Below are 13,225 nucleotides of genomic sequence, written 5' to 3' on the forward strand. Positions count from 1 at the left end.
CGCTTCCTCGGCTCGGTACGCCAGCGCACCATCGCGGAGCCGGGAGCGAACCGCTCGTTGTATCAGGAACGTTGCACCGTTCACCCGCATTCACCAGAAGCCGCGGCGCTCTCCATCCGAGACCGTCATAGACGGCGGGTCGTGACCTTGCCTTGCGCGACCCGCGATTGTCGCCGCTCGGCGGGTGGGAACGCGGCGCGGTAGACGCGGGGCGGTACGCCGACGACCTGGCGGAAGGACTCGCGGAAGGCCGTCGGTGAGGGGAAGCCGACGAGCGTCCCGATTCGTTCCACTGGCTGGTCGGTGCGTTCCAGCAGTTGCTGCGCGCGGCGGATCCGCTGCCGGTTCAGCCACCGCAGCGGCGTGGTGCCGGTCTGGTCTCGGAAATGCCGGCTGAGGGATCGGGTGCTCATCGCGGCGTGCGCGGCGATGTCGGCCAGAGTGAGCGGACGATGCAGATTGTCGGTCAGCCAGGCCAACAGCGGTTGCAGACCGTTCTCGGCCGGCGGGGGCGGCTCGTGCGCGATGAACTGCGCCTGGCCGCCCGCGCGCTCCAGCGGCATGACACAGCTCCGCGCGGTCTCGGCCGCGACCGCGGCGCCGTGGTCGCTGCGCACGATTTGCAGGCACAGGTCGAGTCCGGCCGCCGCGCCCGCGGAGGTGAGCACGGGTCCATCCTCGACGAACAGCACGTCGGGGTCGACGGTGACGTCGGGACAGCGGCGGGCGAGCTCGGCCGCGGCGGCCCAGTGGGTGGTGGCACGGCGACCGTCGAGCCGCCCGGCGGCGGCCAACAGAAAAGCCCCGGTGCAGATCGACACCAGCCGGGCCGCAGTGGCGGAAAGAGCTTCCAGTATCCCGACGTCCACCGCCTCGTCGAGGTCGGCCATTCCCGGTACGACTACCGTGCCGGCTTCGGCCAGCGCAGTGAGATCGTGCGGCGCCCGAAGGCCGACCGCGCCGGCGCGTACCTCGGCCGTGGCCGCACAGACGCGGACCCGGTAGGCCGGACGGCCGTCGGCCAGGCGCACCCGACCGAACACCTCCACCGGCACGGACAGGTCGAACGGGACGACGCCGTCGTAGGCGAGTACCACCACATCGTGCATGGGAACATCCTGGCGCGAATCCGTCGACTGTCGGCTCGCCGCCCCCTGTCAGGGGCACCGACTCGGCCCTAGATTCGACCGCCATGACGATTCTCGTGCCCCTGCTCATCGGCGCCCTGTACGTGGGCCTCAACGCGCTGATCCGCGAGCCGCACCGACGCCACGTCAACGCGGTCATGGTGGGCGGTGCCGGAGCGGCGTACCTCAGCGGCGGTGGTGTCGGGGCATGGGAATTCCCCTTCGTCGCCCTGATGGTCTACGTCGCATGGCGGGGACTGAGGTCCTGGACATGGATCGGCGTCGGCTGGCTGCTGCACACCGCCTGGGATGTCCTCCACCACCTGAAGGGAGCCCCAATCATCCCGTTCGTGCCCGGCTCGTCGCACGGCTGCGCCATCTGCGACCCGGTCATCGCCCTGTGGTGCCTGACGGGCGGCTGGTCGGTGACGGAACAGCTGCACCGCCTCCGCCCGCGACACCCCGAGCCGGGTGAAGGCTGGGCCCACTGCCCGTTAGCCGGAACCAGACGTGGTCACGACCAGGATCAGCCAGCCGGCGCGCACTCCTGGGACTGACAGGCGCGGCAGGAGCAGGTGTTGCCGCGGCCATCGCCGGCTTCTCGTCCGCACCTGGTGGGCAGAGCCCGACTTCACCGATGAACCGTTCACGCTCGGGGTCGCCTCCGGGGATCCGCTCCCCGACGGCGTCGTACTGTGGACCCGCCTGGCCCCGGACCCGCTCGCTGCTGACGGGACCGGTGGAATGCCGCCGCACGTCGTGCCGGTGGTGTGGCAGGTCGCCGCGGTGAAGACCCGAGGCGGGCGCACGCCACCCTTACCGGCACGTTCCGGCGTCGTCGAGGCAACTCATGCTCGAAGTCAGGTGATGTGCCGCAGGCGGTTCCGGGGAACGCCTGCGGCTGCCAGCAGGTTCGCGAGGGACGCGGAGGAGTGATCGAGGTAGACGGCGACCTTGTGGTCATCACCGAGGTGGCAGGCGGCCGCAAGAGTACCGAGGTTGATCGGGTCGAGGTCCTGAACGTCGGCGAGGTCCATGACCAGGCGCAGAGGCCGCGTGTGCCGGATGGCCTGGACCAGTGTGCGGCGCAGCCCGAGGGCGTCCGCGGCGTCGAGGACGCCGTAGGGGTGGATGACGAGGGTGCCGTCGGGTCTGGTTTTGATGTCGACCGTGGTGGCGGTCATCGCGTTACCTTCCGTTACCCGGTGTTCTCCGAATCGTCAGGTTAGGGTCCGCGCCGCGGGAGGGTCGAGTGTTCTCGGAGAAAGTTCACCTGGTCACGGCCAGGTCACGACCGCCGCGATGAGCGTGAAGACCGGCGGTGATCACGCAGAACAGCAGCCCCGTCGCGATCAGCGGTCGATTGAGCACAGGATTGCCCGCACCCGGCTGACTCATGACAAGCCATGTCATGCCGCCGAGCAGGGCGAGTACGGCCACCACAAGAGAGAGCATTCTGGAACCTGACTGGTCGGCGCTGTCGAATCCAGTCTTCGCCCGGGCGCTGGACCCGGGCTGGCGCCTGCTGCTGGCTTTGCGCGTGCGCCCCGACTTCGCGGCTCGGCCATTTCGGCCACTGTTCGAGACGGTCTGCGATCACGGGCTCGGTCTGGACGCAAGCGGTCCCGCAGGTAGGCCTCACCGACTACGGGCAGGTGGTCGAGGCATTCATGGCGGGTCGACGAGCACGGGCGGGCAGTTCTCCGCTGCCCGCCCACGTCGAACCGTCAGAGTCGGTCGAGCACCGCGAACGGGTCAGCGCCGTCGCCGCAGTCGACGGCCGCGATCCGGCGCCGCAGCGTGAATGTCTCGCCCGGCGCGAGGGTCACCTGCCGCTGGCTCATCACCCAGTTGTAGGCGGCGTACGCGACGAAGCTCGTGTCCTCGTAGAGCAGTCCGTAGGTCTGCCGGTCCGAGCCGGTCATTCCGAGCCAGGGCGCGGTGGGCGGGTAGTCGGCCGGGGTGCCACTGGTGATGGTTCCGTGCCCCGGGACGCCGCTGCGTTGGCCGGCGCCGTCGTGGTCGAGCGCGTCGCCGGTCCAGAAGGTGCGCGGCGCCGTGCCGAGGTTGGTGAAGGCGCTCTCCGCCGTCACCCATGGCTCGTTCGGCCGGATGGTGTAGGTCGTGACGACCCGCAGGTCGGGCACGGCGGTGCTGGCGCCCGTGGCTCGTACGGTCGCCGCCGAGCCGCCGGCGGAGAGCACCTCCACGGCGGTGGACCGGACGGTGCGCTGCTGCCAGGCGTTGCCGCCGCGGGGCTGCGTCGCCGAGGCGTACGGCAGGTTGATCCAGTCGAGCTGGTCGAGGTGTCCGACCGCAGCCAGGTCCAGTGGCTTGCCGACGGTGACTCCGGACAGTTGCGGGTCGTCGGTGCCGGCCGAGACGCCCAGCGCCATCAGGTCGTTGCCGAGCACCAGGTCGGCCGTGCCGGCCTGGGACTGGGGTCCGGGGATCGTTCGACCGGTGCCGGCCCTGGTCGCGGCCCGGTGCAGCGGCAGGTCGAGCTTTGTCGGCGCGCCTTCGATGACAGTCACGGGATGGCTGACCGGCTCGTAGCCGACCCCGTTCACGGCGACGGTGTACCTGCCGGGCGGGGCGAAGGCGAGCACTTCGCCCGACGGGTCCGTGGTGCTCGCCACCGGCGGGATGTCGTCCGTCGCGGTCACCGTCACCTGCACGTTGGGCAGGGCCGCGCCCGTGGCTGCGTCGGTGACCCGGGCGATGATGCCGTCGCCGGCGTCAATCCGGTGCGCTCCCGGTGCGCCGTCGAGCACCTCGAACGCGGCGATGGTGTAGGCCGGCGAGGCGGCGTCTCGGGCGTTCAACACGATGCGCAGGTCGGTCCGCCAGCGCTGCTCGGTGACGTCGCAGATCACGTAACCGCGATGGCTGCCGTTGTAGAACTTGACGTGCGGGTTGGCCGCGAGGCCGGCCCGGACGTCGGCGTCCCACCCGGCGCCGGAGGAGATCGACGTGCCGACGAACTCGGTGGCGACCGTCTTCGAGCCCGGGTCGGTGAAGTCGGTCTTCAGGTCGTTGACCCAGTGGGTGTGCCAGTCCCCGCTGAGGACGATGGGATTCGAGACCTGCCGCGTGGCGATGAAGTCGAGAATGCGGGACCGCGCCGGCGGATACCCGTCCCACTGGTCCAGGTTGACGATCTGCCCGGGCCCGAGGTCGTAGTCGAAAGCGGCCATGATGGTCTGCTGGGCGATGACGTTCCAGCGTGCCTTCGACCGGCTCAGCCCGTCGAGCAGCCACCGCTCCTGCTCCGGGCCGGTCATGGTGCGGGTCGGATCGAAGACCTCGCCGGTCGGTTCCTTACGCCCGTCCCCCAGCGCCTGGTCGCTGCGGTACTGCCGGGTGTCGAGCACGCTGAACTGGGCCAGCCGGCCGAAGTTGACCCGGCGGTACATGAGCATGTCAGGCCCGGTGGGGCGCTGCTCGGGGCGGAGCGGCAGGTGCTCGTAGTAGGCCTGGTAGCCGTTGGCGCGTCGCTCCAGGAAGGGCCGGCCGTCGGCCGGGCCGGGCGGAATGGAGCCTGCGTAGTTGTTCTGCACCTCGTGGTCGTCCCAGGTCAGAACGAACGGGAACCGGGCGTGGGCGGCGCGCAGGTCCGGGGAGGTCTTGTAGAGCGCGTGCAGCCGGCGAAACTCGGTGAGGCTGCCGTTGGTGGTCTCGTAGATGTAGTCGCCGAGGTGGACGACGAAGTCGAGGTCCTGTGCGGCCAGGTCCCGGTAGGCCGGGTAGGGACCGCCGACCCAGGACTGGCAGGAGACGAAGGCGAACCGCATGTGGTCGGACTTGGCGCCGGGCGGCGGCATGGTCCGGGTACGTCCGGTGCGGCTGTACACCTCGTCGGCGCGGAAGCGGTACCAGTACCAACGGTCGGGGGCCAGGTCGCCCACGACCACGTGCACGGTGTGCGCCGTCCCCGGGGCCGCCGTCACCTCACCCGACTGGACCACGTGACGGAACTGCGGGTCGCGGGCCACCTCCCAGGCGACCTGAACGGGATACGCCGGCATCCCGCCGTCAACCGCGTTCAGTGGATCCGGCGCCAGCCGCGTCCACAGCACGACGCTCTCGTGGTCCGGCTCGCCGGACGCGACCCCGAGGGTGAACGGCGCCGGGTCCAGTTCGTCCGCGTACGCCGCAGGAAGCTCCGCGACCAGTTGGCTCACGGCAACCATGCCGGCGGTACCGCCCGCGAGGGTCAGGAACCGTCGCCGGCTGATGGAGGATGCGTCCGCCACTGCCACACCTGCTTTGATCGAGACGAAGTAGTCCCGACAGCGTCGACAGTCCGACCGCCTGGCTCCTGAAGATCATGTGAAGGACAGCGGTCCGGCGAGTGAGAATTCCGCTCAGGTGGCAACACAAGCAGACGAGGCGCAGGTTGAGGGCCCTCCGCAAGCCTGCACGCGATGCCTCGCGGAAACTTTGGGCAGGAGTGACGCGTGGCGGAGCAAGGATGGACTGACCCATCTCGTGGGTGATCAGGTGCAGTGGGGGGTGCCGGCGGTGCGGGCTTTGCGGACGGCCTGGAGCTGGAAAACGACGGGCGGGCGATGAGCCGGCCGTCGCGGACCGCGGCGGCATCCCGGTTCGGTGAGATTCGTCTGGCGCGGGGAGTGCGGGCGGGCGCAGCGGGCGACTTGGGCGGATCGCCTGTTGCGGGGTCGGCTGGTTGACAGAGTGAGGCGGTGGGAGGCTTCGGTCCGGTCCGGGTGGCGCGTGGGGAGGGCAGCGTCACTCGGCTGGAGCTGTTCCTGGACCTGATCTTCGTTTTCGCGTTTTTGAACGTCACCGGGCTGGCGGTCGAGCAGTTCAATCCGGCGGGCGTACCTCGGGGTCTGCTGCTGCTCGTGCTGCTGTGGGGTTGCTGGGCGGCCTATGCCTGGCTCGGCAACGTGGTCCGGCTGGACCGGGGCGTCATGCCGTTGTTCATATTTGGCATCAGCGCGACGCTGTTCGTGATGGCTCTGACGGCCCGGGAAGCCTTCGTCGACCGCGAAGGTGGGCTCAACGGGCCTGTTGTGTTCGCGGTTTGCTACGTGATTGCACGCAATGGCCCTCTCTTCGTCGCTACCGCCGCCGGAGTGGTGGAACCGGGAACCCGGCGAAGTCTTCGGAAAGCCTGGCCCGCGAGGTTGGGGGGCTCGCTGGCGCTGCTCGCTGCCGCCATCCTTCCCGATCATGTCCACGGCGAGGTGACCCGCGAATGGGTCCGCTTCACGCTGGTGGCCTGCGTGATCGTCGCCGATTACGCCGGGACGCTACTGCTGGGCAGCGCGAGCTGGCACATCAAGTCCATCTCGTACTGGGCCGAGCGGCACAGTTTGATCATTTTGATCGGTTTCGGCGAGGCGATCATTTCGATTGGCCTGAGCCAAGGGGCGGCAGTGGCCCAACCTCTCACTGTTCAGGTGTTGGCCGGCACGCTGCTCGGTGTGGTCCTTGCCGGGGCGCTGTGGTGGACCTACTTCGACATCGCCAGGTTCGCGGCGGAGCAGGCGATGGCAGGGGTGTCGGAGGCCCGGCGAACCGTTCTTGGACGCGACGCGTACAGCTTCCTGCACCTGCTCATGACGGCCGGCCTCGTCCTCGTCGCTCTCGGCCTGCACACCGCGCTCTACGAGCTGCGGCTGGCGTCGGAGATGCCGATCGGGAGGATGGGACTGCTGGTGCTCTACGGCGGGGTGATCCTCTACCTTGTCGGGCTGATTCTGTTCGAGCTGCGTACGCTGCGCCTGCTGGGCCGGTCACCCGTCCTCGGAGTCATCCTCGTCGGGTCACTCGCACCGATCGCGCTTCAGCTTCCTGTGCTGGTCCAGGTGGGCCTGCTCACCGCCGCGGTGGGCGCGATGGCGCTGGCCGACGCGACTGTCTTCCGGCACCGGCACCGCCAACTGCACGCTGAGATTCAGCCCGTGCTGAAGCAGGGCGGTGTGACGCCGAAGGAACTCTTCTTCGATCTGGTCTTCGTATACGCGTTCCTGCAGGTTACCGCTGTTATGTCCGGCGATCCGACCTGGCGGGGGGTGGTGCGCGGGCTGCTGGTGCTGGTTGTGCTCTGGCTCGCCTGGTGCGTCTACACCTGGCTGGGTATCGGGGTCCGCTCGGAGCACCCCGTGGTGCGCCTGGTGATGGTGCTGGTCGTCGCACTCACCACGTTCATCACCTTGGCCAGCCCGCAGGCATTCAACGATGCCGTCGGTGGTCTGTCTGGGCCCCTTGTCTTCGTGGCCTGCTACGCCCTGATCCGGCTGCTGTTCCTCGGCACATCCTGGACTGTCGTCGTCCGGCAGGCCCCCACGCAGCGGGCCAGCGTGGCGCGCAGCGCGGTGCCGACGATGCTCGCGCTGGTCATTCTGCTGGCTGCCGCGTTGATCCCGCAGCCGGCGGGCGACGTCCGGCTGCTGACGCCGGTCCGTGCCGGGCTATGGCTCGCCGCCATCGCCGTGGACCTGGTCGGCAACAGACTGGTCGGGCCCCACTTGCCGCCGGCCTGGTCTGCGAAGCACTGGGCCGACCGGTACAGCCTGATCATCATCATCGCGCTCGGTCAGGCGGTCATCTCGATGGGCACAGCCGCCGTGTACACACCGATCTCCGCCCAGATCATCGTCGCGGCCGGTCTCGGCACGGCGCTGCTCGCCGCACTCTGGTGGATCTACTTCAGCACAACCGCGGTCCACGGCGAGCCGGCCCTGGCCGCCAGCGAACCGGCACGACGCTCGAGACTTGCCGCCGACGCCTACGCGCTTCTGCATCTGCCGATGGTCGCCGGGGTCGTGCTGGTCGCGCTCGGGCTGGGCAAGACGATGTCCGTGCTGGGCAGCCAAGGTCTGCTCGACGGGGCCCCTGTCTACCTGCTCCCGCACTTCGCCCTCTTCGGCGGCGTCATTATCTACCTGCTGGCGGACCAGGGGTTCCGCTGGCGGCTGTCACGTCACGTTGACCCGCCACGGATCGCTCAGACCTTGGTAGTGACAGCACTGACGCCCGCCACCGCCAACCTCCAAGCGCTGACCGCACTCGCCATACTGACCGCAGTCTCCGTCGGATTCTCCATGATCGAAATGGCACAGCGAAACCATGAGGGCCGCATCAAGATCACATTCCGATTTCCCAGGTCGACCGGCCGGCCACACAAACGCCCCACTCAGGACGGCTGACCTGCCACTGAGTGGACGCCAGGTACTCGAACCCTGAACCCCTCCGGCGCTCTCCTCATCAACTCCAATCGGACGGATTGGCCGCCTGACCCGAGCGAGTTCTTCCCCTGCCCGCGGTTGATAGCCCCTAGTCGGCATCAGTCGCGCCCGGCGTGTGCCCGATGATCTTGCTGATCTCCGAGGCAACCCACCCCCAACGCCTCCGGCTCACCGAGGTCCAGCTCGAATGCCCGGGTCGGCCGATCCCGCAGTGTCGGGCCGTCCCGCCCCGGATGACCCGACCTCCATCCCGTGGTCGAGTTTCGCCGGCTCCCGTGGTGGTACCTGGTCCGCATGACGAACCCGGTTGATCCCTCCCCGCCCAACGAACTCGACGAGCGCGCCGGCGGTGCCGACCCCGGACCCGGCGCACCGGACCAGCTCCACGCCGACCCGGCCAAGCCCGACGAGCAGTTCCAGTCCCCGATGGGCGTCGCGGGGATCTCGTCGGGCGGCACCTCGCCCGCGGACGAGAACCCCGCCGCCGACCCAGGCGGCGCGCAGCGCGGCAACCAGTGACGACACGGCCGTACCGTGCCGGTGGGCTCACCCGGGCAGGGCTCAGCCCTGTCAGCAGCTCCCATCGCTCGTCGGCCCCGACCATGCGTACGCCGGTGCGTCGCGCCGGTCGGCCTCGGCCTCGATCACCGCGCGTATTGGCCCGTCGGCAGTTCCCCTGACCTCGGCGACTTTGGCGCAGCGCGCCGAGACGGGTGCTGGAACGTCGACGAACGGCGCTTCGCCGAGGGCTGTCATGGTGCCGGCGACGAGGATTGGGGCTTTAACACCGGGCCGCCGCAAAGCGGTGAGGCTGCCCCGGCGGACAAGGAGGTTGGCTCAGTTCCACCGGCGAGCTGTAATCCTAGCCGTCTCGAAAGCAGCGACAGGTGACCACGTCGGAGTTGCCGAAGAGGTCACCGAGCAGGAAGTCCTGGTCAGTGCGGTGGGCGATCCTCGCCGGGTCGCCCGAACCGGCGACGAGCGCCCCGCAGCCCGCCGCCAGTGCGAGCCGCGCGAGCACCGTGCCCACCTTGCCGGCGCCGAGCATGCCCAGGGCCTGTGGGCGTCGCCCTCGGCCCGGGCTGGCCTCAGGACGCGTCCATGACGGCGCAGACGCTAGGTCGCGTGCGAAGCCGAGGTCGCCAAGAAGGGTCATCACACGGTTTGGACGCGCATTCCCCTTTGGCCAATCCGAATTCACTGCGCCCCTCTACCTTGCCATCGGATCACGACCGAGACACGCCTGGCCAATCTTGAAGAGATGAGGATCGATGGCAATAAGCAAGCGGGTGGGCCTGGGTGCGGCCGTGGCCGCCCTGACCCTGACGCTGCCGGGCGCCGCGTCCGCAGCCGAGCGGAGCACGTGGGACCGGGCCGAGTTGCAAAAGTTCGCCGCACTGCCGGCAACGACCTTCGTTCCCGGCAGCGAACCGTCCGGCTCGTCGCTCGGCACTGCCCCCATCAACGGCATCATCCCGCCGTTCGCCGAGCAACCGATCCAGGGGTTCAGTGGCGTCCTCCGCAACACCGACGGCACCTTCGACGTGCTGTCCGACAACGGCTTCGGCAACAAGGCCAACAGTGCCGACTTCCTGCTGCGTGTCCAGCGGGTCGCGCCCGACTTCACCAACGGCGCCGTCGACGTGGTCGGTGGCATCAACCTGACCGACCCGTACGGCAAGGTGCCATTCCCGCTCACCCGCGCCGACCGCGTGCTGACCGGCGCCGACTTCGACGTCGAATCGATCACCCGGACGGCCGACGGCACGTACTGGATCGGTGACGAATTCGGCCCGTACCTGCTGCACTTCGACCGGGCAGGCCGCCTACTGCAGGCGCCGGTGCCGCTGCCGGGCGTGTTCGCTCCCGAGAACCCGACCCGCGGCACGACCCCGGCCAACCTCGCCAGCAGCAAGGGCTTCGAGGGCATGGCCCAGTCGCCCGACGGTGGCACGCTCTACCCGCTGCTTGAGGGTACGGTCGCCGGCGACCCGGCGGGCACCTTGCGGCTCAACGAGTTCGACGTCAAGACGAACGCGTACACCGCTCGGCGCTGGACCTACGCGCTCGACGCTCCCAACCACGCGATCGGTGACACGATCATGGTCGACCGCGACCGTCTCCTGATCATCGAGCGGGACAACGGCCAGGGCGCCACGGCGAAGGTCAAGAAGATCTACCTCGCCGACAAGCGCGACCGGGACCAAGACGGCCGCCTCGACAAGACGTTGGTCGCCGACCTGATGAACATCGCCAACCCGCGGCACGTCGGCGGGTTCGAAGGCACCTTCACGTTCCCGTTCCAGACCATCGAGGACGTGGTGATCCTCGACGACCGCACCCTGGCCGTCCTCAACGACAACAACTTCCCGTTCTCCGCGGGCCGGACGGCCGGACAGGCGGACAACAACGAGTTCATCGTGATCAAGCTGGACCGCGGCCTGGACGCGGACAAGCGCATCCTGCGTCGCTACTGACCCGATGCCCGGGGGGTGGGTGACCCGATCCGCCGCCCACCCCGTACCGGCCGACCGCAAGTCGGCCGCCACCACCTGATCTGCGCCGCCGCCGCGCCGGGCGGAGGAATGAACGCCCCGTTCAGCGATTCCGTCGACGTGCCGGACGACGTGCCGCTCGACGTAGTCGAAAAGTCATACAGCGGACGCCGGGCTTCCACGGATGGCAGCAACCGTCGTGGCTGTCTTCTCCGGCAATGCAGTCCGAAGCGTCGGTGAGTAGTCGGCTCACCAGGTCCGGAACGGCCGCGCGGGCTGCACGCAGCTGGCCCAGGCCCAGCGCGGGCAGGGACACCATCGCGACTCGGCGCCGGGCGGAGGTCTGCGCGACCAGCGGCACCCGCTCGGTGTGCAGCGGCAGGTCGGTCAGGCAGAGCGCGACGTCCCACCGATCGTCGGTGCGCCGTTGGGCAAGATCGTCGAGCAGCGCCTCAACGCCGCCGGCGCGGCGCGGCGCCACCTCACCCCAGCCTTCCCGGACGGTCCACCGCACGCCGGCGCCCACCCGCTCGGAGAGCCGGCCGGCCAGCTCGGCGGTGAGCCGCGCGGCCACCCGGGCCGGGTGGTCCGGCGGGGTCGCCACCAGTCCGACGACGAGTTCCGGGCGGCGCTGTTCACTGTGGGTCATCGGTGCTCCTCACCGGTAGCCGGGCTCGTCGTAGGTCTCGTCCGTGGCGGCCCACCCTGCCTGCACGCCGGCGGGGCGGCCACCGGCCTTGACAAGGTGATCTACAAGCAGCGCAACGTCGTGGAGCGCTGCTTCAACCGGCTCAAGCAGTGGCGTGTCGCCGGACGTCCGTCACGGCCGTCTGGCATTCCCGATATCCGCCGCTCGCCACCGGATCCGATGACACCCTGAAGCGGGGAGTGCGGTCGAGCTCAGGAGAGGCGGCATCGGGATCACGGTGAACGGCTTCTGATGCGTACCGCGTTGATCGTGTTGGCTGCGCTGGCGGCGGCCGTGGTCGTGGACCTGGTCACCGGCGTGCTGATCCGCCGGGCTGCCCGTGGCCGCTACAAGTGGCTGCTGGAGCCGCTGCGGCACGCCTGCCGCCGCCCGGCGGCCGCGGCCCTGCTGGTCGGGGCGCTGTACTACGCACTGCCGCCCGGACCGGCCGAGTGGCAGCGTTATCTGCGGCACACCGCCCTGCTGGTCCTGATCGCCCTCAGCGCGTGGCTGGTGATCCGGACATTGAATGTTGTCGAAACGGTCGCGTTCGCCAAGCTGCCCAGCGATCTGGTCACCAGCCGGCGGATCCGGCGGGCCCGGACCCAGATCCGCCCCGTGCGGCGGCTCACCGTCGCCGTGGTTACCGTCGTCGCGATCGGCCTGATCCTGATCACCTTCCGGCCGGTACGCCTCGCCGGCATCTCCATTCTGACCTCGGCCGGCGTGATCGGCGCGGTGATCGGCCTCTCCGCCCGAACCGCGCTCGGCAACGCGTTCGCCGGCATCCAGATAGCCTTCGCCGACGGGATGCACGTCGGCGACGTGCTGGTAGTGGACGGCGAATGGGGCCGGGTCGAGGAGGTGAAGCTGACCAACGTGGTGATCCGGCTCTGGGACGACCGGGTACTCATCCTGCCGACCACGTACTTCACTGAGCGGCCGTTCCAAAACTGGACCCGGAACGAGTCGCGGGTGGTCGGCAAGATCCAAATCCATGTCGACCACACCGCCGACCTGGACGACCTGCGCCGGGAGGCACGCCGACTGGTCGAGTCCTCACCGCTGTGGGACCGAGACCAGTGGGTGCTCCAGATGGTCGACGCCACCCCGCAGACCGTGGTCATCCAGGTGCAGGCCTCGGCCGCGGACGGCGCCAGCGCCTGGGACCTGCGCTGCGACCTACGCGAGGGACTGATCCGCTACATGCGGGACCACCATCCCCAGTGGCTGCCCCGCACCCGCAGCCAGTACCAGCCCTGACCGGCGGGCCATGTCGGGCGCCAACCGGCCCCCGCCGAAGTACACCGGCTGCCTGCCGGGAGTGCGTGCGCCGGGAAGCGCCAGCGCGTACCCGGTGATGTTGCGAGGATCGGTGCTGCTGCGTCAGTCGGACCAGCACCCCTGCCTCGCGTAGCCGGGCGAAGAACTCCTCCTCGGATCCGTGGGTGTGTGGCCCGACAGTCGATCAGGCGGTGTCGCCGCCTGCGTCCAGTAGGAGAACCTCGTCACGCGCCGCGCCGCCGTTTGGTGGCGCTATGGCTAACGCCCCGGCCACTGATGATCTACCCGCCCTTGGCACCGCAGCCCGGGCAACCATCGCCGACTGCGACGCCAAGCTTGAACGCAACCGAGCAGCCCTCGACGCCGGAGCCGAACCGTGCTCCGCGACGCAGACCCCGCTGACAAGGCCGA

Annotated in this window: 11 protein-coding genes and 1 pseudogene; 6 read left to right on the top strand and 6 right to left on the bottom strand. The window is 69.4% G+C overall.

Annotated features, from left to right (window positions below; genetic code table 11):
- Positions 1–125: 125 nt before the first annotated feature.
- The gene (locus ACTMS9_RS14660; protein WP_441165198.1) at positions 126–1,109 is read right to left on the bottom strand and encodes a GlxA family transcriptional regulator; all 984 of its coding nucleotides are present in this window, start codon (positions 1,107–1,109) and stop codon (positions 126–128) included.
- 83 nt (positions 1,110–1,192) lie between these two features.
- On the opposite strand from ACTMS9_RS14660, the gene ACTMS9_RS14665 reads away from it, so the two are divergent.
- Positions 1,193–1,684 carry a DUF6010 family protein gene (locus ACTMS9_RS14665; RefSeq protein ID WP_441165199.1) on the top strand — a complete coding sequence of 164 codons (492 nt, stop codon included), beginning with the start codon at positions 1,193–1,195 and terminating at the stop codon, positions 1,682–1,684.
- A 32-nt stretch (positions 1,685–1,716) separates the two neighbouring features.
- Positions 1,717–1,913, top strand: a pseudogene (locus tag ACTMS9_RS14670) (PhoD-like phosphatase N-terminal domain-containing protein); the annotation flags it as partial.
- A gap of 74 nt (positions 1,914–1,987) precedes the next feature.
- Here the strand turns inward: ACTMS9_RS14670 and ACTMS9_RS14675 are convergent.
- The 3 genes from ACTMS9_RS14675 to ACTMS9_RS14685 all read right to left on the bottom strand — a co-directional run bounded on the left by ACTMS9_RS14675 (position 1,988) and on the right by ACTMS9_RS14685 (position 5,383).
- On the bottom strand, positions 1,988–2,311 hold the full coding sequence (locus tag ACTMS9_RS14675) for an STAS domain-containing protein (protein WP_441165200.1): 324 nt from the start codon (positions 2,309–2,311) through the stop codon (positions 1,988–1,990).
- An 85-nt stretch (positions 2,312–2,396) separates the two neighbouring features.
- Positions 2,397–2,582 (bottom strand): hypothetical protein, encoded by a 186-nt coding sequence (locus tag ACTMS9_RS14680; protein ID WP_441146611.1) that lies wholly within the window; start codon positions 2,580–2,582, stop codon positions 2,397–2,399.
- A 272-nt stretch (positions 2,583–2,854) separates the two neighbouring features.
- Complete coding sequence (locus ACTMS9_RS14685) at positions 2,855–5,383, bottom strand: alkaline phosphatase D family protein (protein ID WP_441165201.1); 2,529 nt, start codon at positions 5,381–5,383, stop codon at positions 2,855–2,857.
- A 450-nt stretch (positions 5,384–5,833) separates the two neighbouring features.
- Here ACTMS9_RS14685 and ACTMS9_RS14690 point away from each other — a divergent pair, with 450 nt between their 5' ends.
- Both ACTMS9_RS14690 and ACTMS9_RS14695 read left to right on the top strand, forming a co-directional pair.
- A complete protein-coding gene (locus tag ACTMS9_RS14690) occupies positions 5,834–8,308 on the top strand; it encodes a low temperature requirement protein A (protein ID WP_441165202.1) in 2,475 nt (824 codons plus the stop codon).
- Between the two features lie 333 nt (positions 8,309–8,641).
- Entirely contained in the window at positions 8,642–8,866 is a 225-nt protein-coding gene (locus ACTMS9_RS14695; protein WP_441165203.1) for a hypothetical protein, read from the top strand.
- A 343-nt stretch (positions 8,867–9,209) separates the two neighbouring features.
- On the opposite strand, the gene ACTMS9_RS14700 is transcribed toward ACTMS9_RS14695, so the two are convergent.
- Complete coding sequence (locus ACTMS9_RS14700; protein ID WP_441165204.1) at positions 9,210–9,503, bottom strand: NAD(P)-dependent oxidoreductase; 294 nt, start codon at positions 9,501–9,503, stop codon at positions 9,210–9,212.
- 115 nt (positions 9,504–9,618) lie between these two features.
- On the opposite strand from ACTMS9_RS14700, the gene ACTMS9_RS14705 reads away from it, so the two are divergent.
- Complete coding sequence (locus tag ACTMS9_RS14705) at positions 9,619–10,824, top strand: esterase-like activity of phytase family protein (RefSeq protein ID WP_441165205.1); 1,206 nt, start codon at positions 9,619–9,621, stop codon at positions 10,822–10,824.
- Positions 10,825–10,945: 121 nt separating this feature from the next.
- Here ACTMS9_RS14705 and ACTMS9_RS14710 read toward each other — a convergent pair whose 3' ends face one another.
- Complete coding sequence (locus tag ACTMS9_RS14710; protein WP_441165206.1) at positions 10,946–11,491, bottom strand: hypothetical protein; 546 nt, start codon at positions 11,489–11,491, stop codon at positions 10,946–10,948.
- A gap of 291 nt (positions 11,492–11,782) precedes the next feature.
- Here ACTMS9_RS14710 and ACTMS9_RS14715 point away from each other — a divergent pair, with 291 nt between their 5' ends.
- The gene (locus ACTMS9_RS14715; protein ID WP_441165207.1) at positions 11,783–12,793 is read left to right on the top strand and encodes a mechanosensitive ion channel family protein; all 1,011 of its coding nucleotides are present in this window, start codon (positions 11,783–11,785) and stop codon (positions 12,791–12,793) included.
- Positions 12,794–13,225: the final 432 nt, after the last annotated feature.

The sequence above is a fragment of the Micromonospora sp. L31 genome, from assembly GCF_052068075.1.
Classification (GTDB): Bacteria; Actinomycetota; Actinomycetes; order Mycobacteriales; family Micromonosporaceae; genus Micromonospora; species Micromonospora purpureochromogenes.

Excerpts from the sequence above, each read along its gene's own strand:
- ACTMS9_RS14660 (WP_441165198.1), bottom strand. The coding sequence starts at position 1,109 with ATGCACGATGTGGTGGTACTCGCCTACGACGGCGTCGTCCCGTTCGAC.
- ACTMS9_RS14665 (WP_441165199.1), top strand. The coding sequence starts at position 1,193 with ATGACGATTCTCGTGCCCCTGCTCATCGGCGCCCTGTACGTGGGCCTC.
- ACTMS9_RS14675 (WP_441165200.1), bottom strand. The coding sequence starts at position 2,311 with ATGACCGCCACCACGGTCGACATCAAAACCAGACCCGACGGCACCCTC.
- ACTMS9_RS14715 (WP_441165207.1), top strand. The coding sequence starts at position 11,783 with ATGCGTACCGCGTTGATCGTGTTGGCTGCGCTGGCGGCGGCCGTGGTC.
- ACTMS9_RS14700 (WP_441165204.1), bottom strand. The coding sequence starts at position 9,503 with ATGACCCTTCTTGGCGACCTCGGCTTCGCACGCGACCTAGCGTCTGCG.
- ACTMS9_RS14695 (WP_441165203.1), top strand. The coding sequence starts at position 8,642 with ATGACGAACCCGGTTGATCCCTCCCCGCCCAACGAACTCGACGAGCGC.
- ACTMS9_RS14705 (WP_441165205.1), top strand. The coding sequence starts at position 9,619 with ATGGCAATAAGCAAGCGGGTGGGCCTGGGTGCGGCCGTGGCCGCCCTG.
- ACTMS9_RS14710 (WP_441165206.1), bottom strand. The coding sequence starts at position 11,491 with ATGACCCACAGTGAACAGCGCCGCCCGGAACTCGTCGTCGGACTGGTG.
- ACTMS9_RS14680 (WP_441146611.1), bottom strand. The coding sequence starts at position 2,582 with ATGCTCTCTCTTGTGGTGGCCGTACTCGCCCTGCTCGGCGGCATGACA.